The sequence below is a fragment of the Sphingomonas oligophenolica genome, assembly GCF_039522915.1.
In the GTDB taxonomy this organism is placed as follows: domain Bacteria; phylum Pseudomonadota; class Alphaproteobacteria; order Sphingomonadales; family Sphingomonadaceae; genus Sphingomonas; species Sphingomonas oligophenolica.
The window spans coordinates 157,537-184,080 of the sequence record NZ_BAAAEH010000022.1 but is presented as its reverse complement, the minus strand read 5'-3'; the positions used below and the strand labels follow the sequence as shown (position 1 = coordinate 184,080).

Genomic DNA, 26,544 nt, shown 5'->3' with positions numbered 1-26,544 from the left:
CCTCAATCCTGCGGGTTCGCCTGCGCCACGTGCAGATCGACATCGAGCTCTTCGTCGCCTTCGCCGAGGCGCGATCCGGCGACGGGCGCCGCGCCCGCTGAATCGAGTGCCACCGCCACCCGCGCATAGGCCTCGTCAGCCGACAGCCCGGTGCACGGATCGAACGCGACCCAGCCCAGCCCCTGGACATGCGCCTCCGCCCAGCCATGCGGTGCCGGCCGGGCATCGCCTTCGAAACACACAGGGCTGTATCCGGATACATAGCGCGCGGGAACGCCCAGGCGCCGGGCACCGGCCACGAACATATGGGCGAGGTCGCGCGGAGTGACGTCGCTCATCTCGAAGGCTTCCGCGGCGGTCCGGCCCGAAACGGGTCGACCGCGATCAAGCCCGAATTTCCGGTGCAGGGCGTCATTGAAGGCGTGCATGCGTTCGATCGTGTCGCAGATCGGCCCCGCGACATCAGCCGCGAACTCGGCGAGCGTTGCGCCGCCTTCGGTGAGGGCGGTCGATCGCAGGAACAGCATCGGCGGCAATGGCTCGTGCGCGCCGTGGACGATACCGTTCGATGCGTTGGTCAGCACCTCGCCCGCCACCGATATCTCGATCTGATCGATCGGTCCTTCGACATAGAGCATCGTCACCCGGTTGCCGAAACCGTCGCGCCCGGGGCGCATCCGCGCATCGCAATCGACATGGAGGTGCCAGCTCGCGACGGCCTGGTCATGGGTGTCCTCGGGGGTGAGCCGGAGCATCTGGGTGAGGCGCCCTTGCGGGGCGGAGAAACGGTAGATCGTGCGGTGATCGATCGTGAGCCGCATCAGATGAACTTGAACTGCCGGCCGATGGCCATGTGGAGAAGATCATTCTCCGCGATGAAAGCCTGGAGATATTGGTGCAGGCCGGCGGCGATCACCTCGCCCGACCGGGTCTTCGCCAGCCTGGTCTGCCGCAGCCGCGCCATTCGGTCGGCCTCGCCATGAAGGCCGGTGCGCTTGGCCAGCAGGTTGAGGATCTCGACGGCTTCCTCGACCGAGGCGGCGAGGCTGCGGGGCATTTCAGCCCGAGCGATCAGCAGGTCGATCACGTTCGCCGGGCGCAGCCCTTCCGAATAGAGCCAGCGATAGGCGGTCACTGCCGAAACCGTCTGGAGGATCGTGGTCCACTGGTCGCGATCGACGATGCCACCGACCTGCTCGCCCTCGGGGAGCAGAAGATGGTATTTGACGTCAAGAAGTCGCGCCGTGTTGTCGGCCCGCTCGACTGCCTGGCCGAGCCGGATGAACCAGGTGGTCTGGTTGCGCAGCATGCGGTGGATCGCGCCCTCGAAGCCCCGCGCCTCGGTCTTCACCGCATCGACCAGGCCGAGCGTGGCGGCCGCGCCGCCCGGGCTCGAGCGGCTGTGGAAGATCAGCCAGGCGCGGTTGATCGCTGTCCAGGCCTCCCGGGTCAGCGCGGTGCGGACGGCGCGGGCATTGTTGCGCGCCATGTCGAGGCAGCGGACGATAGAGCCGGGGTGGCTGCCATCGAGCGTGAGGAAGCGCGCAACATGCCCCTGGGTCAGCGTTTCGTTGCTTGCGGCGAAGGCCTCGTCGGTTTCGGTGACAGCGAGCGCGCTCGCCCAGGCCGCCTCGCCCGCCGGACGCGGGGAAAGGACGTCGAGGCGGACGGTCGCCTCGACGAGGCGCGCGATGAAATCGGCGCGCTCGACATAACGGCCGAGCCAGTAGAGCGAGGAGGCGGTGCGGGAGAGCATCAGATTCTCCCCGGGCCGGGCAGAATTCGCACCGCGCGCCTCACGACCTCTGCTCCTGCGACATGCCGCCCATTGCCTGGGCCTGCACATTGCCGCCGTCCATCAGGACGAAGCTGTCCTTGGTGCCGCCCCCCTGGGACGAGTTCACGACCAGCGAGCCTTCCTTGAGCGCCACCCGCGTCAGCCCGCCGGGCACGACCTGCACGCCCCTCGAGCCGGTCAGCACGAACGGTCGGAAATCGACGTGGCGCGGTGCGAGGCCTGAATCGCTGAGCGTCGGCACGGTCGAAAGCGCCAGGGTGGGCTGCGCGATATAACGGTGCGGCTCGGCGATCAGCGCGGCGCGGAATGTCTCGATCTCGGCCCGGGTCGCGGTCGGACCGACCAGCATGCCATAGCCGCCGGAGCCGTCGACCAGCTTCACCACGACGTCCTCGAGGTGGTCGAGCACATATTTGAGCGCCTGCGGCTCGCGGCAGCGCCATGTCTCGACATTGGGGAGCTTCGGCTCGCCGCCCGAATAGAAACGCACGATCTCAGGCATATAGCTGTAGATCGCCTTGTCGTCGGCAATGCCGTTGCCGGGTGCATTGAGCAAGGCAACATTCCCCGCCGCATAAGCGGCGATCAGGCCCGGGACGCCGAGCATCGAATCAGGACGGAACACCAGGGGATCGAGATAATCGTCGTCGATCCGGCGGTAGATCACGTCGACCTTCACCCGGCCGGCGATCGTCCGCATCCAGACGATATCGTCGTCGACGACGAGATCGGCGGCCTCGACAAGCTCGATCCCCATCGAATCGGCGAGGAAGCTGTGTTCGTAATAGGCCGAATTATAATGGCCTGGGGTCAACAGCACGCAGACCGGATTCTGCCCCGATCCGTGCGGCGCGACCGACTTCATCGTCTCGAGCAGCCGATCGGGATAGCTGTCCACCGCAGCGACGCGGAATTCGCGAAATAGTTCGGGGCAGAGGCGCAGCATCGCCTCGCGGTTTTCGAGCATATAGGACACGCCCGAGGGTGTCCGAGCGTTATCCTCGAGCACGAAGAACTCGTCGGGCCCGGTGCGGACCAGATCGATCCCGCAGATGTGCGCCCAGATATTGTGCGGCGGCTTTATCCCGGCGATTTCGGGCCTGAATTGCGGGTTGCCGAAGATCAGGTCTTCGGGGAGCACGCCCGCCTTCAGGATTTTCCGTTCCCCATAGATATCGTCGAGAAAGGCGTTGATCGCCTCGACCCGCTGGATCAGGCCGGCCGACAACCGCGCCCATTCATCGGCGAGGAAGATGCGCGGCACGATGTCGAAAGGGATGATCCGCTCCGACGCATCGCTGTCCCCATAAACCGCGAAGGTGATGCCGAGTTGGCGGAAGGTAGCCTCGGCCGATTGCTGGCGGCGGCGGAGCTCCGCATCCGGGGTATCCTCGAGCCATTGGCCGAGCGCGGCGAGTTCGGGTCTTGGCGTGGTCGAGCCACCCTGCCCCATGATCTCGTCAAACGCGCTTCGTGTCCCCATCGACCCAGTAAAGTCCCCGCAGGTTGTTCTTGTTCCATGCTGCGACGTTTTGCTGCGCCGCACAAGAGCGCAATTACGGGTGCGGTGAAGGCGTGCCCTCCTTGGCCAGCGCAGCGTCGAAATCCTTGCGCGCCTGCACGACGATCGCGTGCAGCGCGCCCGGGTCGACAAAGGCGTTCGCGTCGCCTGCCGCCCGCCGCGCCTCGCGGCCCATCACATCCGCGATCTCGGGATGGCTGGGCAGCACGATATCGGCATGCATCGCGTCGAGGCGCGCAAAGCTCCTGCGATAGGCGGCGACGATTCCCGGATAGCCGCGATTGCCGATCAACCGGTTCCCGGCGACCGTGACACTGCACGGGAAGACGACCTGGAGCGTCCGCCCGCTCTCGTGCACCGGCAGCGACCAGGTCGTGCAGCCGATCGTGTGGCCCGGCGTCAGCGTCGTCGTCACCGCGATCGCGCCGAGCCGGACGATCTCGCCATCGCGGACGACCCTGTCGACCTTCACCGCCGGGAAATTGGCCCGGCCATAGCTGTTGTCGCCCTGGTGCCGGCCGGCCTCGAGCGCGGGGCGGTCGCCCGCTGACGCAATGAGGCGCGCGCCGGTGTCTCGCTTGATCTGGGCCAGCGCCCCGGCATGATCGAAATGGGCATGCATGTTGAGCAGCAGCTTCAACCCGCCTTTCTTCACCCCGATCGTCGCGAGGTTGCGTTCGATCAGCCGGGCTTCGGATGTCATCGGGCCACCGACCAGGATCGCACTGTCTTTCGACAGGATCGCGTAGACGGCGATGCCCCGCGTGCCGACATACCAGACAGGGCCGGCGATGTGGAAAGGCGCCACCGGCTGGGACCATTCGGCCGGCGCGACGAGCGTGTAGGGCGCCGGCTTTATCTCGCGCCCCGCGCCGGCACCGGAGAGCAGCACGCCGAGGGCGATGATCAAGGCGGGGCGGATTTTCATAGCGCAGCCAGCATTCCCGATGTCAGCACCTGGGGCAAGACCTGCGGCTCGGCGGCACCGGGCGCATAATAGAGATACAGCGGCACCCCCGCCCGGTTGTGCGCCTCGATGAAGCGGCCGAGCGCGGGATCGCCGTTGGTCCAGTCGCCGACCAGCACCGCGACCTTGTGCGCGGCAAAAGCGCTGCGGGTCGCATCAGTCTCGATTGCAGCCTTTTCGTTGACCTTGCAGGTCAGGCACCAGTCAGCGGTGAAATAAGCGAAGACGGGCCGCCCCTCCGCCCTGAGCGCCGCCAGCCGCGCCTCGCTGAACGGCTCGGCCCCCGTGACCGTGGCTGCTGCCGCGCCCGTAGCGGGGCGATGCGCAACACTCGCCAGCCATATGCCGGCGGCGACGATCGCGACCAGCATCAGCACCGGGGCCGCGCCGAAGCCGAGGCCCCGCGCTTGCCGCCTCCCCGCTGCCCACAGCACGATACCGGCGCCGAGCGCAACGAGCAGCCCTTCGGTCATGCCGTCGACGCCGACCTGACGTCCGAACACCCAGATCAGCGCGATCGCGGTCAGCCACATCGGGATCGACAGGAAGCGCCGGAATTTCTCCATCCAGGCGCCCGGCCTGGGGAGCCGCTTGCGCAGGGCGGGCACGAAGCCGAGCGCGAGGAAGGGCAGCGCCAGGCCGATGCCCAGCCCTGCGAACACGGCCAGCGCGGCCGGCCAGGGCAAGACCAGGGCCGCGCCAAGCGCCGCGCCCATGAACGGCCCGGTGCACGGCGTCGCGATGAACGCCGCCAGCGCGCCGGTGGCGAAGGCGCCGCCGGCGCCGCCCGCCTGATTGACAAAGCCGGGCGTCGGGATCTCGAACAGCCCGCCCAGATTGAGCGACAGCGCCACCGTCAGCAGCAGCAGCACGACGATCGCACGGGGGTCCTGCAGCTGGAATGCCCAGCCGACCGCGCTGCCGCCCGCGCGAAGCGCCAGGATCGCGCCGCCAAGGGCGACGCACACCGCGACCACGCCGGCGGTATAGGCAAGCGCCTCGTGCCGTGCCGTCCGCTCGTCGAGATGGCCGCGCGCCAGGCTCAGCGCCTTGAGGCTGAGGATCGGGAAGACGCAGGGCATGATGTTGAGGATCAGTCCGCCGAGCATCGCGCCGGCAAAGGCGATCAGCGTCGCCAGCCAGACGCCATCCAGCGCCACCGGAGACCCGGACGCAGCCGCCACGGTTCCGGAAGCGGCGGTCAGCAGCAGGCCCCGCCCCGGCGCGATTCGCAGCACGCCGGTCAGCGGGCCTGCGCCGCTGCCCGAGGTCCTGGTTTCGATGACGATCCGGTCGCCGTCGCGCGCCACCTTTTGCGGCGCTGCATAATCGACCAATCCGGTGGTGACCGGAAAGAAATAGGCACCGGTTGCCGGCGCGGTAGCGGGATAGGGAACCCCGATCCGAATCTGTTTTCCGGCGACCTGGAAAGTCGCCGTCGCGCCGAGCGGCTTGGGAATGGCCCGCCGCCAGGCATCGAATTGCGCGCGCACGTGGGGCGCAATCGCGCCGTCACCCACTGTCAGGTCGGCCGAAAGATCAGCCGCCTCCGGCACGCATATCGTCTGGGTGCACACGAGATAGGCGGCGTGAAGCTTGATGGGCAGCTTCGTCCCCGCGGCCAGCCCGGCCGGCAGCTTCAGCGTCACCAAGGGCGCGTAGGGTGCCTCGAATACATAATTCATCAGGCCGGCGATCAGCAGCGTGCCGGGGATCGGATAGACCGGTTCGCCGACGCTTGCGCCTTTCGGCAAGGTCCAGTCGAGCTTGGCCGGAAAGCCCGCATCGCCCGGATTCTGCCAATAGCCGTGCCAGCCCGGCTGCGGCCGCGTGTCGAGCGCGAGCGTCACCTCCTGCCCCGCAGCAGGCGTCGTCGTCTCCGCGACCAGCCGCATCGCCAGATGCGGCCCCGCATCGAGCGCGCCGGGCGTATCGGCCCATGCGGCCGGCGACGCGAGCAGTGCGGCAAACAATGTCACGATCAGGTAACCCAGTGCGCGCATCGGCGATCCTTGTCGGCAATCAAGCTCTCGCTCATAGCGGCGGCGGGAGTGCATTGCATCCATGCGTAAAGGAACGCCATGAAAAGCCCTATTTCGATCATCGGCTCCTCGATCTTCGCTTCCTCGATTCTCGCGCTGGCCGCCGCGATTGCGACGCCCGCTGCGGCGCAGACCGCCGCGGCCGCACCGCCAAAGCTGATCGTCGTGATCTCGGTCGACCAATTTTCCGCTGACCTGTTCAGCGAATATCGCAGCCATTTCACCGGCGGCTTCGCCCGGCTGCTCGGCGGCACCGTCTTCCCGTCGGGCTATCAGAGCCACGCCGCGACCGAGACCTGCCCCGGCCATTCGACCATCCTCACCGGCTTCCGCCCCGAGCATACCGGCATCATCGCCAACAATTGGGTGGACCAGAAGGCGCCGCGCACCGACAAGGTCGTCTATTGCGCCGAGGACGAGACCGTTCCCGGCAGCAATTCGGGCAACTACACCGTTTCCGACAAGCATCTCCTCGTCCCGACGCTCGGCGAACGGATGAAGGCGGCGAATCCGGCGAACCGGGTCGTCTCGGTTGCGGGCAAGGACCGCGCGGCGGTGATGATGGGCGGCCATCGGGTCGACGAGCTCTGGTGGTGGGACGGCAAGGCCTTCGTCTCCTATGCGGGCCGCGCCGTGCCGCCGGTCGTCACCCGCGCCAACGCAGCAGTCGCCGCCCGGATTGCCGAGCCCCAGCCGGCGCTCGAAGAGCCGGACTGGTGCGCGAGCCATGACAAGGCGATTCCGCTTTCAGCCGACAAGAATGTCGGCACCGGCAAGTTCGAGCGCGAGGCAGGCAGCGTCTCCAAGTTCCGCGCTTCGCCAGCCTTCGATGCAGCGGTCCTCGCGCTCGGCGCGGGCATGGTGCAGGATATGAAACTCGGCCAGGGCCCCGCCACCGACATCATCTCGATCGGCGCCTCGGCGACTGATTATATCGGCCACACCTACGGCACCGAGGGCGCCGAGATGTGCATCCAGGTCGCCAATCTCGATCGGTCGCTCGGCTCCTTCTTCGACGTGCTGGACCAGACCGGCGTCGATTATGAGGTCGTCCTCACCGCCGATCATGGCGGCAACGACTTGCCCGAGCGCGAACGCGACAATGGGTTGCCCGAGGCGCAGCGTGCCGATGTCGCGCTGGCGCCTGCGAATATGGGCCGGCAGATCGCCGCGAAACTCGGCATTGCCGGGCCGGTGCTGTTCGGCGACATCCCCAATGGCGATGTCTGGCTCTCGACCGCGCTGACGACTGCCCAGCGCAAGGCGGTGCAGGCTGAGGCGATCACACGGTACAAGGCGATGCCGCAGGTGGCGGTCGTCTTCACCGCCGCGCAACTGGCAGCCGCCCCGGAACCCAAGGGGCCGCCGGAGAACTGGACGCTGCTCGAAAAGGCGAAGGCATCCTTCAACCCGGCGCGTTCGGGCGACCTGGTCATCTTCCTGAAGCCACGCGTCACGCCGATCCCCGACCCGACCCATGGCTATGTCGCGACTCATGGCAGCCCGTATAATTATGACCGCCGCGTGCCGATCCTGTTCTGGCGCAAGGGGATGGCGCCGTCGGAGCACGCGCGCGGGATCGAGACGGTCGACATCATGCCGACGCTCGCCGCGCAGATCGGGCTGCCGCTGGCCGCGCCGAAGATCGACGGCAAGTGCCTCGATCTCGCGACGGGCGAACCCTGTCGTTAGGTCGGGTCATTCAGCCGATTGACGGAAGGCCGACGGTAACGGATGTATCGGGCATGCCTGCCACAGCCATGCTCGATGCACCTTCAAGCCTGTCCGGGATCAGGGGGCTTTCCGATTATTGGGCATCGCGGACAGGGCGCTCGCCGGATGCCCTGATATCGGAGGAACAGACGCGGCTCCTGCTCGATACGCTTGGCCTGGGGATCGAGCAGGCCGCAAGCTATCTGGGCGCTGACTGGCCTGATTACCCGACCTTCGAAGCCTGGATCCTCGCGACCGCCGGCGAACCGGACCCACTCCTGCTCGCCCGTTACGACGCATGGCTCGACGGCGCCCCCCCGCCCGACGCCGAGCGGCGGCGCCAGCAGGCGATCGAGGCGATGATGCCCGTGCTCGATGCCGACGCGCTGGCGGGCTGGGATGCCGAGGGGTTCGTGATCCTGCGCCGGGCAATCACGCTCGACGAGGCAAAGGCGGCTGAAGCACTGCTCTGGCGGCTGGCGATGGCGGCACCCGACGATCCCGACAGCTGGTATCGAGGGCCGCGCAACAACGGCATCATGGTACAGCATTTCCAGGATCCCGCGCTGGAAGCGGCGCGGCGATCACCCCGGGTGCACAAGGCCTTCGCCCAACTCTGGGGAAGCACAGATCTCTGGATGACGACCGACCGGATGAGCTTCAATCCACCGGAGCGGCCAGGCCGGCCGTTCCAGGGGCCATTGCTCCACTGGGACGTCAGCCTGGCGCTGCCGATCCCCTTTGCGACCCAGGGCATTCTCTACCTGACCGACACCAGCGCCGATCAGGGCGCGCTCCAGCTCGTGCCCGGGTTCCATCATCGCATCGAGGACTGGCTCGACGGGCTGGGCGATGCCGACCCACGCGAGGTCGATCTCAGCGCCGAGGCGCGGACGATCGCGGCCGGCGCCGGCGACCTGGTCATCTGGCGGCACGATCTGCCGCATGGCGCAAGCCCGAACCGCACCGACCGCCCGCGAATGGCGCAGTATATCAACATGTATCCGGCTGATCTGACGAGCCATCCGGTCTGGCGGTAGTGGTGGCGTTGAGCTGGTGTATCCCCGCCGTCTCCGCCGAATTCCTCTTTTTTACTTCCCCAGCGAAGGCTGGGGTCCAGTTGGGGGACGATCGTGGCAGAGCGTTGCGCGCCTTTACAGAAACCTTTCCAACTGGGCCCCAGCCTTCGCTGGGGAAGGGAGTAGGTGCGCGGTAAGCCTCAGCGCGTCTCGAACATCCGGACGCCGGCACCCAGCTTGTTCGCGCCGACCGCAAGCCGTTCATGGCTGTAATCAGCCACAAAGGCCGGGCTTCGGGTTTCGCCTGGAGCGAGCGTCGCGACATTGCCCTCGATCCTGAGCCCAGCCGACCTGTATAATTTGGCCTCGGCGGCGACGACGACGAAACCGGTCCAATTCTCCTTCTCGCGCCCCTGGACGAAGGTGTTGCGCGTGATCAGGCCGGTCGAACCGTTCGGGAGGTCGATCATGTAATTGGTCTTGCGGCCGCCGGTATCGTCGAAGCTGTTGTCGGCGATCATGACATTGGGGACACGCAGCTTGACATAATGCCCGCCCCGCCCGCGCTCGAAGCGCGAGTTGGTGACGGTGACCGAGCCTTCATTGGCGAGATAGATCGAATGGGCGCAATCGGGGCTCTGGTCGCACTGGCCGAGCCCGGCAAAGGTCGAGTGGTCGATGACGATCTTCTGGCCATTGGGCTCGCCGCCGAGAATGCCTTCCTGGCTGTCGAGGAACATCGAATTGGTGACGGTGAGATTGCCCATCTCGGTGCGGATCCCGGCGCCGTTGCCGTCAGCGACACGCAGGTTGCGGAAGACGAGGCCGTCGACCGTCGAGCCCTGGCCGCGCAGCACGAACGCCGCCTTGCCTTCGCAGGCGGTGCCGTCGAAGATCGCAGTGCCCGGCTCGACCGCCTTGAAGGTAATGACGCCGCCGGCCTGGATAGTACATTGGTGGTAGACGCCCGGCGCGATCAGGATCGTCGCCGTTCCCATCCGGACCGATTGAACCGCCTCGTCGATGGTGGCGAAGCCCTGGCCGGTCTGCTGGATGGTGAAGGGAGCGCGGCCGGTCTGCGCGGCTGCGGGAAGGGTCAGAGCGACGGCAATGAAGGGGAGGATGCGACGCATGGGCCTTGGCTCCTTTTGCGCGCAAATGAACCCGTTCGACCGGCGGCGGAAGGTAAATTGAGAGTTAATAATCCGGGGCGGTCGCGAGCATATTAGCGATCAGACCGGTATCGGCGAACTCGACAAGCTCGACGATCTTGCCGTCGGGGCCGAACCGCCACAGATCGAACAGCTCGCTTTCGACATGCCGGCCACCGCCCGTCGCTGCGCTGATCCGGACGCGTGCCGCGACCCGATCACCCTCGACCACGGCATCGAGCCGCTCGAGATCGGCGAAGTGGAACTGGTCGATCAGCCCGGCAATCGCGGTTTCGGCGTCTTCGGGCCCGGCCGATACGCCGGCCATCCGAAAGGTCGCACCGGGGGCAAGGAGCGCCAGGATTCCGGCCATATCGCCGCTATGGCGCGCAGCATAAGCCGAGTCGATCGTCCGCAACATCGTTGCCCGGTCCATGACCATCTCCTCTGTCCGAAGCGGCGCTTTTCATAGCAGATGGGGATGCGCGCCGACATCGCAGGTCGAACCGGAATGGATCTTTGCGACTTTCCAATTCGGAAAATTATGACTTGACGGATTGGAAAGTCAGGTGCATCACTTTCCATATTGGAAAGGGATATACACACATGAACCCATCATCAACCGACGCGGCCGAGGCACTGGCCGCAATGCACGCCTCGCAGGCCCGGCTCGCCGCCGCAGCCAATTGTCCGCCAGAGCGTCATCTGGCGTTCGGGGCGCTGCTGGGCAACCTTGTCGCTACCCCGGCGCTCCCCACGACATGGACGCTTGTCGCCGAGGGTTTCATTCTGGTGGGCATCGTGCTCGTCGTCCGCTGGGACCGGCGGCGGACCGGCATGTTCATCAACGGCTATCGTTCCGGACGGACCCGGCCGGTCACCTTCGGCATGCTGGCGGTTTTTCTGATATTGTACAGTGCGAGCACGTGGCTCTCGCGGGGCCTCGGCATTCATTGGGCGCCGCTCGCGCTCGGGGCGGTGGCCGCAGCGGTCGGCTATTATGCCAGTGTGTTGTGGGCGCGCATCTTCAAGCGGGAAATGGAGCTCGGCGCTTGAGCGTGAGCCTGACCTTCGACCCCATTATCCACCCGCCGGCCCGCCTGCAGATCATGGCGGTGCTGGCGACGGTGCAGGACGCCGAGTTCGCGATGCTGCGCAAGACGGCCGATATCAGCGATTCAGTGCTGTCGAAGCATCTCTCGGCGCTTTCCGAGGCCGGCTATGTGCGGTTGCGCAAGGCGGCGCAGGATGGACGGCAGCGGACCTGGGCTTCGATCACCCGGGCGGGACGGGCTGCGTTTCGGGGGCATGTCGCTGCATTGCAGGCGTTGGCTGGGGTGGTGGAGGGCGCCGCGGAAAAGGTTGGCGAGCCACTGCCGGTCCGGGCGTAGCGCTTGGCGCCTTCCCCTCCACCACCCGCTGAAGAAGCGGGTGGTCCCCCTCCCCCATCTTCGATGGGGAGGAAAAGGTTAGTCGAGGTTCGGCCTTAGCCAGCGCTGCGCCGTCGCGAGATCGACGCCGCGGCGCTCGGCATATTCGGCGACCTGGTCTGGGCCGATGCGGGCGACGCCGAAATACTCGGCCTGGGGATGGCCGAAATAGAAACCCGAGACGGCCGCGGTCGGCAGCATCGCGAAGCTTTCGGTGAGCGAGATGCCGGTCGCGTGGTGGGCGTCGAGCAGCTTGAACAGGGTGGGTTTCAGGCTGTGGTCCGGGCAGGCGGGATAGCCCGGGGCCGGGCGAATGCCGCGATATTGTTCCCTGATCAGCGCCTCGTTGGTGAGCTGCTCGTCAGGCGCATAGCCCCAGAGGTTGGTGCGGACATGACGGTGCATCGCCTCGGCCATCGCCTCCGCGAGACGGTCTGCGAGGGCCTTCAGCAGGATGTCGGAATAATCGTCGATCGCTGCCTTGAACTTCGCAAGATGCGGCTCGATGCCGTGGATGCTGACCGCGAAGCCACCGAGCCAGTCGCCCTTGGGGCTGATGAAATCGGCGAGGCACATATTCGCCCTGCCCTCCCGCTTGGCGATCTGCTGGCGGAGCATCGGGATGCGGACGAGATCCTCATTCTCAACCAGCCCGAGATATTCGAGCCCGCCAAGCTCGTCGGGGTTCCACACGCTTTCGGGGTCGACGAAGATATCGTCGCCGTGCCGCACGCAGGGCCATAGCCCGACCACGGCGCGTGCGCTCAGCCATTTCTCGGCGATGATCCTGTCGAGCATTGCCTGGGCGTCGGCGAACAGGCTGCGCGCGCTTTCGCCGACGACCTTGTCCTCGAGGATCGCCGGATAATTGCCCGCCAGCTCCCAGGCGCGGAAGAAAGGCGTCCAGTCGATGATCCCGCGCAGCTCGGCGAGATCCCAGTCGCGGAAGATATGGACGCCGGGTTGGTGCGGCGCCGGCGGCTTGAGGCTCATGTCCGCCTCGAAGGCATTCTCGCGGGCCGCCTCGATCGGCACCAGCTCGCTCTGGGTCCGGCCGGCGCGGGCGACGCGGACCGCCTCATACTCATCGGCGGTCTTGAGGACGAAGGCGTCCTTCTGCGTGTCGCTGACCAAGGTCGAGGCAACGCCGACCGCGCGGCTCGCATCGAGCACATGGACGACCGGGCCGTCATAGGCCGGCGCGATGCGCAGGGCGGTGTGGACCTTCGACGTCGTCGCGCCGCCGATCAGCAGCGGCATGGTCATGCCGGCGCGCTTCATCTCCTCGGCGACCGTCACCATCTCGTCGAGCGACGGGGTGATCAGGCCCGAGAGGCCGATCATGTCGGCGTCATTCTCGTTGGCGGCGGCGAGGATCGCCGACCAGGGCACCATCACGCCCATATCGACCACGTCGAAGCCGTTGCACTGAAGCACGACGCCGACGATGTTCTTGCCGATATCATGCACGTCGCCCTTGACGGTCGCCATGATGATCTTGCCCTTGCCGCGCGCGCCGGGCTCCTTCTGCGCCTCGATGAAGGGGAGGAGATGGGCGACCGCCTTCTTCATCACGCGCGCCGACTTCACGACCTGGGGCAGGAACATCTTGCCCGAGCCAAACAGGTCTCCGACCACGTTCATGCCGTCCATCAGCGGGCCTTCGATCACCTCGATCGGGCGCGCATAGAGCAGCCGCGCTTCCTCCGTATCGTCGACGACATGCGCGTCGATGCCCTTGACCAGGGCATGTTCGAGCCGCTTGGCGACCGGCCAGCCGCGCCATTCAGCCGCCTGCTTCTCGGCGACCTCGTCAGTGCCCTTGTAGCGTTCGGCAAGCGCGATCAGCCGCTCGGTCGCGCCCTCATCCTTGTTGAGGACGACATCCTCGCACGCCTGGCGCAGCTCGGGGTCGATCGTGTCGTAGACGTCGAGCTGGCCGGCGTTGACGATCGCCATGTCGAGCCCGGCGGGGATCGCATGATAGAGGAACACCGAATGCATCGCGCGGCGCACCGGCTCGTTGCCGCGGAACGAGAAGCTGAGGTTCGAGAGGCCGCCCGAGATGTGGCAATGCGGCAGCTTCGCCTTGATCTCCCTGCAGGCCTCGATGAAATCCATCGCGTAGTTGTTATGCTCCTCGATCCCCGTCGCGACCGCGAAGATGTTGGGATCGAAGATGATGTCCTCGGGCGGGAAGCCGATGCCCATGAGCAGCGTGTAGGCGCGCTCGCAGATCTCGACCTTGCGCGCCTTGGTGTCGGCCTGGCCGACCTCGTCGAACGCCATGACGACGACGGCGGCGCCATACTGCATGACCTTCCTGGCCTGGGCGAGGAACTGGGCTTCGCCCTCCTTCATGCTGATCGAGTTGACGATCGGCTTGCCCGAGACGCATTTCAGGCCTGCCTCGATCACCGACCATTTCGAGCTGTCGATCATGAACGGGATGCGCGCGATGTCAGGCTCAGCGGCGATGAGCTTGAGGAAGGTCGTCATCGCGACCTCGGAATCGAGCAGCCCCTCGTCCATATTGACGTCGAGCACCTGCGCGCCGCTCTCCACCTGTTGAAGCGCGACCTCGACCGCGGCGGGATAGTCCCCCGCCATGATCAGCTTCTTGAAGCGCGCCGATCCAGTGACGTTGGTGCGTTCGCCGATATTCACGAACTGGGCAGAGGAGGGTGCAGAAGCCATTGTTCTTTTCTTCCCCCCTCCCGCTTGCGGGAGGGGTCGGGGGTGGGCGCCCGGCTAGTTTCGGGCGGGATCGTTGGGGGGAGAGCGCGAGCCCGCCCCCCGCCCCCTCCCGCACGCGGGAGGGGGGAAAGAAGTTATGCTGCCATCGTCATAGGTTCGAGACCCGCGAGGCGCGTCTTCACGGGCGGTGTCGCCGGCTTGCGGGGCGCCAACTCGCCAACCGCCTTGGCAATCGCCGCGATATGCGCTGGCGTCGATCCGCAGCATCCGCCGAGGATGTTGACCTGGCCATTCGCCGCCCATTCGCGGACCAGGCCAGCGGTCGTTGCCGGCTGCTCGTCATATTCGCCGAGTTCGTTGGGCAGCCCGGCATTGGGATAGACCATGATCAGCGTATCGGCGATGTCGCTGAGCGTCCGCACATGCGGGCGGAGCTGCTCGGCGCCGAACGAGCAGTTGAGCCCGATGGTGATCGGCTTCGCGTGGCGCACCGCGTGCCAGAAGGCCTCGACGGTGTGGCCGGACAGGTTGCGGCCTGAAAGATCGGTCAGTGTCATCGACAGCATGATCGGCACGTCGCGGCCGAGATCGTCAGCCGCTTCCAATGCCGCCATGACGCCGGCCTTGGCGTTGAGCGTGTCGAACACCGTCTCGATCAGGATGAAATCCACCCCGCCTTCGAGCAGGGCGTCGATCTGCTCGCGGTACACGGTCTTCAGATAATCGAAGTCGATCTCGCGAAAGCCGGGATCGTTGACGTCAGGCGAGAGCGACAGCGTCTTGTTGGTCGGCCCGATCGCACCGGCGACGAAGCGCGGGCGACCATCCTTCGCGGCATATTCGTCGGCGAGGCGGCGCGCGATCCGCGCCGAGGCGATGTTGATCTCCCTGACCAGGCCTTCAGCGGCATAATCGGCCTGGCTGATCACATTGGCGCTGAACGTGTTGGTCGAGACGATGTCCGACCCGGCATCGAGATATTCGCGCGTGATCGTCTCCGGCACCTCGGGCCTGGTCAGCGCGAGGATGTCGTTGTTGCCTTTCTGATCCCTGGCCAGGCCGAGATTGCCGGCATAATCGGCTTCGTCCAGCTTCCAGTTCTGGATCTCGGTGCCGAACGCCCCATCGGTGATCAGGATGCGCTTGGCGGCTTCGGCCAGCAATCGTTCGCGTGCGTTCATCTTCTCTTCCTTCGTCACCCCGGACTTGTTCCGGGGTCCGTAATGCCGCTTCTCCACTGGCCGCAGCGCGGAACAGTGAATGCCGGGACAGGTCCGGCATGACGGCTGGGATTCTAGGCCGCTGCTTCCCGCGCCTGCCCCTGCGCCCGGATCCCGAGCAGATGGCAGATCGCGAAGCTCAGCTCGGCGCGGTTGAGCGTGTAGAAGTGGAAGCCGCGCACGCCGCCCGCATAAAGCCGGCGGCACATCTCGGCGGCGACCGTCGCCGCGACGAGCTGGCGCGCGGCGGGATGATCGTCCAGGCCCTCGAACAGCCGGTCCATCCAGTCCGGAATATCGGCCCCGCACATCGCGGCGAACTTGCGCGTCTGCGCGACGTTCGAGACCGGCAGGATACCGGGAACGATATCGGCGGTGATCCCGGCCGCCGCGGCCCGGTCGCGGAAACGGAAATAGGCCTCGGGCGAAAAGAAGAACTGGGTGATCGCCCGGTTCGCGCCGGCATCGAGCTTGCGCTTGAGATTGTCGATATCGGCCTTCGCATCGGCCGAATCCGGATGGCATTCCGGATAGGCGGCGACCGAGATTTCGAACGGGTGGAGCTTCTTCAGCCCCGCGACCAATGCAGCCGCATTCTCATAGCCATCGGGATGCGCGGCGAATTTCGTGCCCGCCACCGGCGGATCGCCGCGCAGCGCGACGATGTGGCGGATGCCCGCCGCCCAATATTCCTCGGCGACCTGATCGATCTCGGCCTTGCTCGCCTCGACACAGGTGAGATGCGCGGCCGCCGCCATGCTTGTCTCGCGCTGAATCCGCGCGACGGTTGCGTGCGTGCGCTCGCGGGTCGAACCACCGGCGCCATAGGTGACCGAGACGAAGCGCGGCGCGAGCGGCTCGAGCGTCTTCATCGCCTCCCACAGGGCCTCTTCCATCTTCGCCGTCTTGGGCGGGAAGAATTCGAACGACACCGCCGCATCGCCGGCGACATCGGCGAACAGGGGCGCATCGAGCGCGCGGCGCGCCTCTTCGAGCTGCGAAACCGAGATCGTCATGCCGCCTTTACCTTCTGCATCTTTTGCCCGGCCTTGCGCGCCAGCCAGAGCTTCACCGTCAATTCACCGCCCTTGAGCGTTTCGGTCCGTGCCGGCATCAGGCCGGCTGAATCGAACCAGGCCGCGATCTGCTCGTCAGAAAAGCCGAGGCGGGTATGGGCATCGCGCGTGCGCAATTCCTCGCGGTCGTGCGGCGCGAAATCGGCGATCAGCAGCCGGCCGCCGGTCGACAGCACACGCGCCGCCTCGGCGATCGCGGCGCCCGGCTGCTGCGCGAAATGGAGGACATGATGGAGGATCGCGACGTCGGCCGCGCCGTCGCCGAGCGGCAGCGCATAGAGATCGGCCTGGCGGAGCTCGGCATTGGCGAGGCCACGCTCGGACAATTTGGCGCGCGCCAGCCGCAGCATCTCCGAGCTGCGATCGATGCCGAGCGCGTGATCGGCGCGGGCGGCGAACAGCTCGAGCATCCGCCCGGTGCCGGTGCCGATATCGATCAGCTGACCGATCGGCGCCTCACCCAGGATCGTGGACATCGCAGCCTCGACCTCGCTCTCGGCGATGTGGAGCGAGCGAATCGCATCCCATTGCCCGGCATTGGCTTCGAACCAGCCTGCCGCGGAGGCAGCGCGATCAGCGCGGACCGCAGCCAGCCGGGCGGCGTCGGCGACCGCCCAGTGATCGGGCTCGAGCTTGCCCCAGCTGTCGAGCGACGCAAGCACCGGCTCGACCCTGGCTGCCTTGCCGAGCGCCACGAACACCCAGCTGCCCTCCTTGCGGCGCTCGGCCAGGCCTGCGTCGCACAGGATCTTCACATGGCGGCTGACCCGCGGCTGGCTCTGGCCGAGCACCTGGGCGAGCTCGCCGACTGACAGCTCCATCGAACGCAGCAATGCGAGGATCCGCAACCGGGTCGCGTCGGCAAGGGCGCGGAAGATGTCGAGGGCGATCGTCATGGTTCATAGAGATATAAAGATATCTTTATATCAGGTCAACGCGCCTTGGCGACGAATGCCAGAGAGCCTTTCACCGCCGTCACCCGGAACAAGTCGGGGGCGAGGGCATTGGAGGGTGGCAGGGTCCAGCGCCTTGCACCCCCGCCGCCGCATCGGCTAGCGTTGGGTACTGACGAAACACCCTCTCGATCGGAGCCGCCTCATGAAGAAATTCATCGCCCTTGCCCTGTTCGCAAGCCTCGCGGCATGCAGCCCCAAGGCGCAGAACGAGGCCAATGAAGCGGCCGACACGATCGCCGCCGACGCCAATGCGACAATGAGCGAGGCGGTCAACGATACCGACGCCGCCGCCGACAAGGCGCTGGGATCGGCCGAGGCGACGATGGACAACAGCGCGGCAGCGATCGGCAACGCCACCAATGCCGCGCGGGGCAAGGCGGGCGAGGCGCTGAAGGACGCCGGCAACGAGATCGAGGAATGACCGGACGACGAAGGAGTTTTCCATGAAACCCCTTGTCGCGCTGCTCCCGCTCCTTCCCGCTTTCCTCCTGGCCGGCTGCAACAGCGCCGATCCCGGCACCGCCAGCCCGGCCGAGGCACAGCAGCTCAACGATGCGGCAGCGATGCTCGACGCCAACAGCGTCGACATCAACGCCGTCACCCCCAATTCGACTGACCAGGAACAGCCGCAATGACCAAGCTTCGCCGCCTCGGCGCGACTGACCTCCGCATCGCCCCGCTCGTGCTCGGCGGCAACGTCTTCGGCTGGACTGCGGACAAGGCGACGAGCTTCGCGGTGCTCGACGCATTCGTCGCGGGCGGCGGCACGATGATCGACACAGCCGATGTCTATTCGGCCTGGGTTCCCGGCCACAAGGGCGGCGAATCCGAGACCATCATCGGCGAATGGCTGAAGGCATCGGGCAAGCGCGACAAGGTCCAGATTGCCACCAAGGTCGGCATGCTTCCCGGCGAGGGCGGCGAGAAGCTCGCGCCGACGCGGATTGCCGCGGCGGTTGAGGAGTCGCTGAAGCGGCTCGGCACCGATCGGATCGATCTCTATTTCGCCCATCAGGACGATGATGCGGTACCGCAGGAGGACGTGCTCGCTGCGTTCGGCAAGCTGATCGACGCGGGCAAGATCCGCGCGCTCGGCGCCTCGAACTTCCATGCCCGCCGGCTCAAATCAGCCAATGACGCGGCGAAGGCGCGTGGCCTGCCGCATTACCACGTGCTCCAGCCCGAATATAATCTGGTCAGCCGCCACAAGTTCGAAGGCGAGCTCCAGGATTATTGCGTCGAGCATAATATCGGCGTGGTGTCCTTTTACGGCCTCGCCAACGGCTTCCTCACCGGCAAATATCGCAGCCCGGCCGATTACGGCAAAAGCGCCGTGCGCGGCCCGAGGATGGCGGCCTATTTCGAGGGCAAGGGTGGCCAGGTGCTGGCGGCGATGGACAAGGTCGCTGCTGAAACCGGCGCGACGCTCGCCCAGATCGCGCTTGCCTGGCTCAGGTCGCAACCTTCGATCACGGCGCCGATCGCGAGCGCGACAAGCGTTGCCCAGCTCGAGGAGCTGCTCGGGTCGATGGAGGTGGAGCTTAGCACGGCACAGCTCGACGCGCTTACCGACGCAGGCGCCTGATCCGGGATTTCCCGCTGTTCCCCGCTGTTGATCGGCATTTTTATTTTCGCCGCTGTTATGTTGGATTTTCTCGTCAATTTCACCAAGCATTATCAAAGGCTTGTGTGCGATCCCGCTGTTATTGAATAACAGCGACGGGAACAGCGGGGAACAGCGACAGGAACAGCGGGACTGCCGGAATAACAGCGGCGCCCGTTGCCCGACAAAAAACGGTCATGTCAAAGAGCAGGGCGGAAACCAGTCCGGCATCCCGTCTGCTCGCGCTCTCCCACAACCGCCGCCAGGCTTGAATCGAGCCTGGCCATTCGCGATCGCCGGATCAGGTTTCACGCACGCCGGTCTTGCGCACGATATGCCGGATCTGAATCATTGGGTGAGTTCGCCGGTTCCTTTCGTGCTTCCCCGCGCAGGCCGGCGAAGAGGGAGAATTTTGCGCGGACTTGCTCCGATTGGTTGGTTTTTCAGCCTGACCCACGCACCGCGCCGGCCGCCGTCAACGCTTCCCACACCCGGGCGAGCGCCGCCGCCTCGGGCTGTTCCTCGCCGAGCAGCGCGAAGGTGCCGTTGAGCGCGAAGAAGCAATGGCCGTGGACCAGCGCCACGAGCGAGCGCGCCAGCGCCGCCGCCTCGCCGCGCCGGGCGTCTGGCAGGACAAGCGCGACCTCCTGCTCGACGATCCCGGTCAGGCCCGCGCGCAGGCGGCGATAGGGCTCGGGCATCTCGGCGCCGGGCAGCGGGCGGTGATCGTAGATCGCCATCCAGAGATTGGTGTTGCGCGCGGCGAAATCGAAATAGCCGGCGACCAGGGCGGCGATCCGATCTTCGCCCGCCACCGCAAGCTTCGCGCGCAGCCAGTCGGCCCAGAGCACGAAGGTGCGGCTGTTGATTGCCAGCAGCAGCGCATCGAGGCTGCCGAAGACATTGTAGATGGTGCCGATCGAATAGCCGATCCGCTTCGCCACCTCGCGCGCCGAGAAGCGGGCATAGCCCGTCTCGGCCATCAGGCCGTGCGCCTCGGCGAGGATCAACTCCTCCAGTTGTTCGCGGGAATGATCGGATCTGCGTGCCATGAAGGCTAAATAGGGTTAAAATTGAACACTGTCTAATTTATTTATTGAACACTGTTCAATTCTCTGCCATCTGCTCCTCGTCCGGTGATTCGCCGGACCTGGAATGGAGTTGTTTCGATGCAGCCCGTTTACGTGACCGCCGCCGCGCAGTGCCTGCCTGGGCCGCCGATCGGCAATGAGGCGATGGCCGACCATATCGGCCGCCTGTCGCCCGAGGCAGAACGCTTCGGTCGACTGACCCTGCGGCAGAACCGCATCAGGACCCGCCATTATGCGATCCGTTCCGACGGCAGCAGCGACTGGACGGTGGCGAAGCTCGCCGGCCAGGCGGTGCGGTCACTGATCGACGGTGCCGAGGTGGCGCGTGGGCGGATCGGCTTTCTTGCCACCGCGACGACCCAGAACGACCTGATGGTGCCCGGTCTCGCCTCGGGCGTGCACGCCGACAGCGGCCTGCCGCCGCTCGAGATTGCCAGCCTGCAAAGCGTCTGCGCGAGCTCGGTCATGGCGCTGAAGGCGGCCGCGCTTCAGGTCGCGGCGGGCGAGCATCAGGCGGCGATCGTGGTCGGCGCTGAATTCTCCAGCCGCTATTTCAGGCCGGAGCATTATCGCGGCACCGATACGGTGCAGGCCGACGGCACCTTGCCGGGCGATGCCGAGTTCCTGCGCTGGACGCTGAGCGACGGTGCCGCCGCGCTGATGATCGAGGATCGCCCCGCCGCGCACGGCCTGTCGCTGAGAATCGACTGGATTTCGCTGCGCTCCTTCGCTGACCGTTTCGCGCCGTGCATGACCGGCGGCGCAGTGCACGGCACCGACGGTGCGCTGACGCCGTGGAGCCTGGTCGAGGGGGGCAGTGCAGCCGCCGCAAAGGCAGGCGCATTCCAGCTCCGCCAGGATGTCGACGCGCTGTACCGGATGCTGCCGGTCTGGATGGGCGAGTTCATGCGGCTGACCGACGAGGGCCGGATCGACCCGGACGCGGTCGACTGGTTCCTCTGCCACTTCTCGGCGCACTCCCTGCGCGAGGAGATGGCGCGGCTCGCAACCAAAGCAGGCTGCATGATCCCCGAAGAGCGCTGGTTCACCAACCTGTACGACAAGGGGAATGTCGGCGCAGCCGCCCTGTTCCTCCTGATCGACGACCTGATGCGGTCGGCCCGGCTCGAGCCGGGCCAGCGCATCCTCTGCGCAGTGCCCGAGAGCGGGCAGTGCATCATGGCCTTTGCCGGCCTTACCGTGGTGGGAGACAAGCAATGAGTGGGATGACTCTCGAGAGGAACGATCTGGTCGAGGCCACCCATCGCGGGCTGGCGCGGGTGTGGATCGATTTCGAAAGCGCGCTCGTCCAGGTGCCGCTGATCGCGCGGATGCTCGGACAGCGGATGCGGGCCGAGGAATATCGCCGCCTCCTGGTCAATCTGCGCCAGCAGGTGGTCGAGGGCAGCCGCTGGATCAGCCGCGCGGCGTCGAACCTGGGGCCGGAGCATGAGGAGCTGCGCTCGCTGTTCGTCCGCCATGCGGTGGCCGAGCATCGCGACTACCGGTTGCTCGAGGACAATTATGTCGCGGCGGGTGGGCAGGCCGAGGAAATCCGGTCGGCGCCCAAGAATATCGGCTCCGAGGCGCTGTCCGCCTTCATGTACCAGGCGGCATCGCGCGCCGACCCGGTCGGGCTGCTCGGCGCGATGTTCGTGATCGAGGGGCTTGGCGAGCGGCTGGCCGGGCCTTGGTCGGAGGCAATCAAGGCGCAGCTCGGGCTTGGCGACGAAGCGGTAAGTTTCCTTGCCTATCATGGCGCTAATGACGGGGACCATCTCGATATGTTCGACCGGGCGCTTGCGCTCGCCGTCAGCGACGCGCGCGTGGCCGACGACATTGTCCGCCATGCCAAGATCGTCGCGCGGCTCTATCGGCTTCAGCTCGAGGAGATCGACAATGTTTGATCCCGCCCAGCCAGTCGACCCGCGCGACCCCGATCCCTGGCTCGCGCTGACGCTCGACCGCTCGCTGCCGCTCGACCGCGAGGCCAAGGCAGCGCTCGCCCGCGACCAGACGTCGCGCAGCCGGCAGTTCCTGCTGCCGATCGTGCGACCGCTCGCGCGGACGATGATCGTCGTCGCGCAGCTCGTGCATATCGTCAGTCCGCGCTGGCCGCATGCGCCGCGCCTGCTCCACCGCTCGATCGCCTTCGGGATGCGGCATTTCCTCACGCCCGATGCGAACCGGCTGATTCTCCGCCATTTCCATCTCGGCGGGCAGATACTCCGCTTCATTTCGGACAATGCGACGCCGGGCTTCCATCCCGACCTCGAACCGATGCGGCCCAGTTGCATCGAGGATGTGCGCGACAATCTGTTCCTGAAGCATGACCTTAATATCTATAATTTCCTGATCGCGCTGAATCGCGAGATGGACCGGCGTGGCGCGACGCTGCGTCCGGTCGCCCGGCTCGATTTCTCGGCGATCGCAGACGAGATCGAACTCGATCCGCTGCCGGCCGGGTGGCTCAACGTGATCGACCTGCAGACCGCGATCGAAATCTATACGCCAGCCTATGCGCTGTTGCTGACCGACCGCGATTTCTGGCGCGCGTCCAACTCTCTTCAGCTCGACGAGACGATCGGGCTTTACGCGGCGCGGCTTACCGGCGAGGATCGGCACCTGGCGATGATCAACAACCGCCATCCGCTGGTGCCCTTCTCGACCTTGCGGGCCGGGTTCCGGCTGATGCTGCACGGCCTTTCGACCGAAATACTGCACGGTTTCCTGCGCGAACTTAAAGCGCGCCAGGCCGTCAGGCTTTAACAGACTTCCCGGGAGCAAGAACCAATGTCGGCACCTGACTTCTCGCTGCTCGCGAAACGGCGCTTCGCGCCGATGTTCGTCGTCCAGTTCTTCGGCGCGTTCAACGATAACGTCCTGAAGTTCGCGATGCTGACGCTCGCGACCTTCACGCTGTTCAAAGGCCAGCCGGAGAAGGTCGCACAGCTCGGCAACATCGCCAACGGGCTGTTCATCCTCCCCTATTTCCTCTTTTCGGCGATGGCCGGGCAGATTGCCGACGCGACCGACAAGGCGCGGCTCGTCCGCATCATCAAGTTTGCCGAGATCTGCATCATGTCGATCGGGCTGGCCGGATTCTGGTTCCAGTCGGTCCCGCTGCTGCTCACCGCCCTGTTCATGATGGGGATGCATTCGACCTTTTTCGGGCCGGTCAAATATTCGATCCTGCCGCAGCACCTTCACCGGAACGAGGTGATGGGCGGCACCGGCCTGATCGAGGCCGGCACCTTCCTCGCGATTCTCGGCGGACAGCTGCTCGCGTTCACCGGTGTGGTGCCGGTCTGGGAAGCGGGGCTGATTGCGACGGCACTTGCATGTGTCGGTTTTGCCGCGAGCTGGGCGATCCTGCCCGCCCCGCCCGCTTCGCCCGGGCTTTCGATCGACCGCAACCCGTTTCGCAGCACCTGGCAGATCCTGAAGGCGGCCCATAAGGGCACTGGTGTGTGGCTGTCGATCCTCGGCATCAGCTGGTTCTTTGCGGTCGGCGTGATCCTCGCGACCAATTTCCTGCCGCTGGTCACGGGCAGCTTGGGCGGCACCCAAGGCGTCGCGACCTTGTTGCTGATCGTCTTCTCGGTCTCGGTCGGGCTTGGCTCGGTGATGGTCAACCGCCTGCTGAAGGGCGAGGTGTCGGCCAGGTACGTGCCGATCTCGGCCCTGTTGATGGCCAGCTTCATGATCGCATTGTGGCTCACCACCCGGCACTATCCGACCCCGGCAACGACGGTGGGTTGGCGCGAATTCCTGACTCATGTCAGCAGCTGGGTGGTGCTGTTCGAGCTGGTCGGCATCTCCTTCTTCGGCGGCATGTTCGTCGTGCCGCTTTATTCAATCCTCCAGACGGCGACCGCGCCCGAGGAACGATCGCGGATCATCGCGGCCAACAATATCGTCAACGCCCTTGTCATGGTGCTGCTGGTCCTGGTGATTGGGATTCTGCAGGCGCGCGGCCTGAAAATCCCCGGGGTGATCGGCACCCTTGGGTTCTCGACCCTGTCGGTCGCCCTGATCAGCTGCTGGCTGCTCCCGGAGACGGTGATCAAGTCGATCGTCCGCGGCACGCTCAAATTCCTCTACCGAATCGAAGTGAACGGCGCCGAGAACATGCCGCAGCCGGGCGAGCGCGCGGTGGTGGTGGTCAACCATGTCTCCTGGCTCGACGGGCTGCTGCTCGCCGCCTTCCTGCCCGGCAAGCCGGTGTTCGCGGTGCACAGCAAGGTGGTGAAGCTGTGGTGGATCCAGCCTGCGCTCAAGCTGTTCCGCGCCTTTCCGGTGGACCCGACCAACCCGATGGCGGCCAAGGCGATGGTCAAGGCAGTCAAGGCCGGCAACACGCTCGTGATCTTCCCGGAAGGACGGATCACCGTCACCGGCGCGTTGATGAAGATCTTCGACGGGCCCGGCATGGTCGCCGACAAGGCCGATGCGCCGATCGTACCGGTGCGGATCGACGGGGCCCAGTTCACGCCCTTCTCCTATTTGAAGGGCAAGGTGCGGCTGCGCTGGTTTCCGCAGATCAGCCTGACGATCCTGCCGCCGCGCCGCTTCGTCATCGAAGGACAGATGAGCGGGCGGGCGCGGCGGGCGATCGCCGGACGGCAATTATACGATGTGATGAGCGAGATGATCTTCGCGACATCGGACATCGACCGGACATTGTTCCAGGCGCTGCTCGACGCGAAGGACGTGCATGGCGGTCGGGTCGGCGTGGTCGAGGACATCAAGCGCGAGCCGCTGACCTACAAGCGGCTCGTCACCGGCAGCATGGCGCTTGGCCGCGTGTTCGAGGGGGTGACCCGGCCGAGCGAGGCAGTCGGCGTGATGCTGCCCAATATCTCGGGCGTGGTCGCCACTTTCTTCGCTCTGCAGGCAATCGGGCGGGTGCCGGCGATGCTCAACTATACCGCCGGCGCCGCCAACCTGAAGGCAGCCTGCGTCGCCGCCGAGGTGCACAGCATCGTCACCGCGCGGGCCTTTGTCGAGCAGGCCAAGCTCGGGCCGGTGATCGAGGCGCTCGAAGCGGCGGGGCGACGCATCCTCTATCTCGAGGATATTGCCGCCACGATCGGCATGGGCGCGAAGCTTCGCGCGCTCGCCTCCTCCAGGGTCGCCGGAAGGCTTCACCGCCGGCGGCTGATCTCGCCGAACAGCGCAGCGGTGATCCTGTTCACCAGCGGCTCGGAAGGGCTGCCCAAGGGCGTGGTGCTCACCCACCGCAATCTGCTCGCCAATTGCCTGCAGCTTTCGGCGCGGATCGATTTCAACGAGAGCGACCTGGTGCTGAACGCGCTGCCCGTCTTCCACAGCTTCGGGCTGACCGGCGGCACCCTGCTGCCGATCCTCTCCGGCATCCGCACCCTGCTCTATCCGAGCCCGCTGCATTACCGGATCGTGCCGGCGCTCGCCTATGATTCCAACGCGACGATCCTGTTCGGCACCGATACCTTCCTGTCCGGCTATGCGCGGATGGCGCACAGCTATGACTTCTACTCGGTGCGCTACATCTTCGCCGGCGCCGAGCGGGTGCGCGACGAGACCAGGCGCGCCTATGCGGACAAGTTCGGGCTGCGCATCCTCGAAGGCTATGGCGCGACCGAGGCCGGGCCGGTGATCGCGGTCAACACGCCGATGTATTATCTCGGCGGCAGCGTCGGCCGGCTGTTGCCGGGGGTCGAGGCGAAGCTCGACGAGGTGCCGGGCATCGAGATTGCCGACGGCAAGGGTGGCGGGCGGCTGTCGATCCGCGGGCCGAACATCATGGCCGGCTATATGAAGGCCGATGCGCCGGGCGCGCTGCAACCGCCCGAGGATGGCTGGCACGACACCGGCGATATCGTGACGATCGACGCGGGCGGGTTCGTGACGATCCGCGGACGGGCCAAGCGCTTCGCCAAGATCGGCGGCGAGATGGTCTCGCTGCCCGCGGTCGAAGGCTATGCCATGGCGGTGTGGCCGGGCGCCGAGCATGCCGTGGTCACAAGACCTGATGCGAAGAAGGGCGAGCAGCTGGTGCTGTTCACGACGCAGCAGGGCGCCAAGGCCGCGCAACTGCTTGCCTGGGGCAAGGCGAACGGCATCGCCGAGCTGGCGCTGCCGCGCGACGTGCGCGTGGTCGAGGCGCTTCCGGTGCTGGGCACGGGCAAGCTCGACTATGTGACGATGGGGGTGCTGGCGGCTGAGTGACGCTGGTTCCAGTCGCCATGCCGGAGCGCGAAAAATCGCCCGACAGTCG

Annotated in this window: 23 protein-coding genes; 11 read left to right on the top strand and 12 right to left on the bottom strand. The window is 66.1% G+C overall.

The features are described 5' to 3' along the window. Positions 1 to 2: 2 nt before the first annotated feature. The 5 genes from ABD050_RS12135 to ABD050_RS12115 form a co-directional block, all read right to left on the bottom strand. Entirely contained in the window at positions 3 to 821 is an 819-nt protein-coding gene (locus ABD050_RS12135; RefSeq protein WP_343889604.1) for a transglutaminase family protein, read from the bottom strand. Further along, positions 821 to 1,756, bottom strand: coding sequence for an alpha-E domain-containing protein (locus ABD050_RS12130; protein WP_343889603.1), 936 nt, complete (start codon positions 1,754 to 1,756; stop codon positions 821 to 823). Before ABD050_RS12130 ends, ABD050_RS12135 begins: the two co-directional genes overlap by 1 nt. Before the next feature lie 40 nt (positions 1,757 to 1,796). Further along, complete coding sequence (locus ABD050_RS12125) at positions 1,797 to 3,281, bottom strand: circularly permuted type 2 ATP-grasp protein (protein WP_343889602.1); 1,485 nt, start codon at positions 3,279 to 3,281, stop codon at positions 1,797 to 1,799. 73 nt (positions 3,282 to 3,354) lie between these two features. Then, on the bottom strand, positions 3,355 to 4,248 hold the full coding sequence (gene bla, locus ABD050_RS12120) for a subclass B3 metallo-beta-lactamase (protein ID WP_343889601.1): 894 nt from the start codon (positions 4,246 to 4,248) through the stop codon (positions 3,355 to 3,357). Next, a complete protein-coding gene (locus ABD050_RS12115; RefSeq protein ID WP_343889600.1) occupies positions 4,245 to 6,290 on the bottom strand; it encodes a protein-disulfide reductase DsbD family protein in 2,046 nt (681 codons plus the stop codon). The genes bla and ABD050_RS12115 overlap by 4 nt, the downstream gene beginning before the upstream one ends. Positions 6,291 to 6,368: 78 nt before the next feature. On the opposite strand from ABD050_RS12115, the gene ABD050_RS12110 reads away from it, so the two are divergent. Together ABD050_RS12110 and ABD050_RS12105 are read left to right on the top strand one after the other, a co-directional pair. After that, positions 6,369 to 8,021, top strand: a complete 1,653-nt coding sequence (locus ABD050_RS12110; protein WP_343889599.1) for an alkaline phosphatase family protein — start codon at positions 6,369 to 6,371, stop codon at positions 8,019 to 8,021. 53 nt (positions 8,022 to 8,074) lie between these two features. Beyond that, a complete protein-coding gene (locus tag ABD050_RS12105; RefSeq protein WP_343889598.1) occupies positions 8,075 to 9,082 on the top strand; it encodes a phytanoyl-CoA dioxygenase family protein in 1,008 nt (335 codons plus the stop codon). Between the two features lie 179 nt (positions 9,083 to 9,261). Here the strand turns inward: ABD050_RS12105 and ABD050_RS12100 are convergent, their stop codons facing one another. Together ABD050_RS12100 and ABD050_RS12095 are read right to left on the bottom strand one after the other, a co-directional pair. Continuing rightward, the gene (locus tag ABD050_RS12100; protein ID WP_343889597.1) at positions 9,262 to 10,194 is read right to left on the bottom strand and encodes a right-handed parallel beta-helix repeat-containing protein; all 933 of its coding nucleotides are present in this window, start codon (positions 10,192 to 10,194) and stop codon (positions 9,262 to 9,264) included. A gap of 64 nt (positions 10,195 to 10,258) precedes the next feature. Further along, positions 10,259 to 10,648, bottom strand: a complete 390-nt coding sequence (locus ABD050_RS12095; protein ID WP_343889596.1) for a nuclear transport factor 2 family protein — start codon at positions 10,646 to 10,648, stop codon at positions 10,259 to 10,261. Between the two features lie 170 nt (positions 10,649 to 10,818). On the opposite strand from ABD050_RS12095, the gene ABD050_RS12090 reads away from it, so the two are divergent. Both ABD050_RS12090 and ABD050_RS12085 read left to right on the top strand, forming a co-directional pair. Next, positions 10,819 to 11,268, top strand: a complete 450-nt coding sequence (locus ABD050_RS12090; protein WP_343889595.1) for a hypothetical protein — start codon at positions 10,819 to 10,821, stop codon at positions 11,266 to 11,268. A 2-nt stretch (positions 11,269 to 11,270) separates the two neighbouring features. Continuing rightward, the gene (locus tag ABD050_RS12085; RefSeq protein ID WP_343889646.1) at positions 11,271 to 11,603 is read left to right on the top strand and encodes a transcriptional regulator; all 333 of its coding nucleotides are present in this window, start codon (positions 11,271 to 11,273) and stop codon (positions 11,601 to 11,603) included. A 78-nt stretch (positions 11,604 to 11,681) separates the two neighbouring features. Here the strand turns inward: ABD050_RS12085 and metH are convergent, their stop codons facing one another. The 4 genes from metH to ABD050_RS12065 form a co-directional block, all read right to left on the bottom strand. Then, positions 11,682 to 14,339: a methionine synthase gene (gene metH / locus ABD050_RS12080; RefSeq protein ID WP_343889593.1), complete on the bottom strand. Its 2,658-nt coding sequence runs from the start codon at positions 14,337 to 14,339 to the stop codon at positions 11,682 to 11,684. Positions 14,340 to 14,473: 134 nt separating this feature from the next. Continuing rightward, entirely contained in the window at positions 14,474 to 15,520 is a 1,047-nt protein-coding gene (locus ABD050_RS12075; RefSeq protein WP_343889592.1) for a homocysteine S-methyltransferase family protein, read from the bottom strand. 113 nt (positions 15,521 to 15,633) lie between these two features. Further along, positions 15,634 to 16,575, bottom strand: a complete 942-nt coding sequence (gene metF / locus ABD050_RS12070) for a methylenetetrahydrofolate reductase (RefSeq protein WP_343889591.1) — start codon at positions 16,573 to 16,575, stop codon at positions 15,634 to 15,636. Continuing rightward, entirely contained in the window at positions 16,572 to 17,531 is a 960-nt protein-coding gene (locus tag ABD050_RS12065; RefSeq protein WP_343889589.1) for an ArsR/SmtB family transcription factor, read from the bottom strand. Before ABD050_RS12065 ends, metF begins: the two co-directional genes overlap by 4 nt. Positions 17,532 to 17,733: 202 nt before the next feature. Here ABD050_RS12065 and ABD050_RS12060 point away from each other — a divergent pair, with 202 nt between their 5' ends. The 3 genes from ABD050_RS12060 to ABD050_RS12050 are packed head-to-tail and all read left to right on the top strand — an operon-like array spanning position 17,734 to position 19,176. Then, positions 17,734 to 18,012, top strand: a complete 279-nt coding sequence (locus ABD050_RS12060) for a hypothetical protein (protein ID WP_343889588.1) — start codon at positions 17,734 to 17,736, stop codon at positions 18,010 to 18,012. A gap of 22 nt (positions 18,013 to 18,034) precedes the next feature. Next, the gene (locus tag ABD050_RS12055) at positions 18,035 to 18,226 is read left to right on the top strand and encodes a hypothetical protein (RefSeq protein WP_343889587.1); all 192 of its coding nucleotides are present in this window, start codon (positions 18,035 to 18,037) and stop codon (positions 18,224 to 18,226) included. After that, complete coding sequence (locus tag ABD050_RS12050; protein ID WP_343889586.1) at positions 18,223 to 19,176, top strand: aldo/keto reductase; 954 nt, start codon at positions 18,223 to 18,225, stop codon at positions 19,174 to 19,176. Before ABD050_RS12055 ends, ABD050_RS12050 begins: the two co-directional genes overlap by 4 nt. A 461-nt stretch (positions 19,177 to 19,637) precedes the next feature. Here ABD050_RS12050 and ABD050_RS12045 read toward each other — a convergent pair whose 3' ends face one another. Further along, a complete protein-coding gene (locus ABD050_RS12045) occupies positions 19,638 to 20,246 on the bottom strand; it encodes a TetR/AcrR family transcriptional regulator (RefSeq protein ID WP_343889585.1) in 609 nt (202 codons plus the stop codon). Between the two features lie 117 nt (positions 20,247 to 20,363). Between ABD050_RS12045 and ABD050_RS12040 the strand changes: the two genes are divergently transcribed. Genes ABD050_RS12040 through ABD050_RS12025 form a run of 4 tightly spaced genes read left to right on the top strand, consistent with a single transcriptional unit; the run spans position 20,364 to position 26,495 of the window. Further along, positions 20,364 to 21,506 (top strand): 3-oxoacyl-[acyl-carrier-protein] synthase III C-terminal domain-containing protein, encoded by a 1,143-nt coding sequence (locus ABD050_RS12040; RefSeq protein WP_343889584.1) that lies wholly within the window; start codon positions 20,364 to 20,366, stop codon positions 21,504 to 21,506. Continuing rightward, a complete protein-coding gene (locus tag ABD050_RS12035) occupies positions 21,503 to 22,192 on the top strand; it encodes an iron-containing redox enzyme family protein (RefSeq protein WP_343889583.1) in 690 nt (229 codons plus the stop codon). The genes ABD050_RS12040 and ABD050_RS12035 overlap by 4 nt, the downstream gene beginning before the upstream one ends. Next, the gene (locus ABD050_RS12030; RefSeq protein ID WP_343889582.1) at positions 22,185 to 23,054 is read left to right on the top strand and encodes a DUF6999 family protein; all 870 of its coding nucleotides are present in this window, start codon (positions 22,185 to 22,187) and stop codon (positions 23,052 to 23,054) included. The genes ABD050_RS12035 and ABD050_RS12030 overlap by 8 nt, the downstream gene beginning before the upstream one ends. A 24-nt stretch (positions 23,055 to 23,078) precedes the next feature. Next, positions 23,079 to 26,495 carry an acyl-[ACP]--phospholipid O-acyltransferase gene (locus ABD050_RS12025; RefSeq protein ID WP_343889581.1) on the top strand — a complete coding sequence of 1,139 codons (3,417 nt, stop codon included), beginning with the start codon at positions 23,079 to 23,081 and terminating at the stop codon, positions 26,493 to 26,495. Positions 26,496 to 26,544 lie beyond the last annotated feature (49 nt).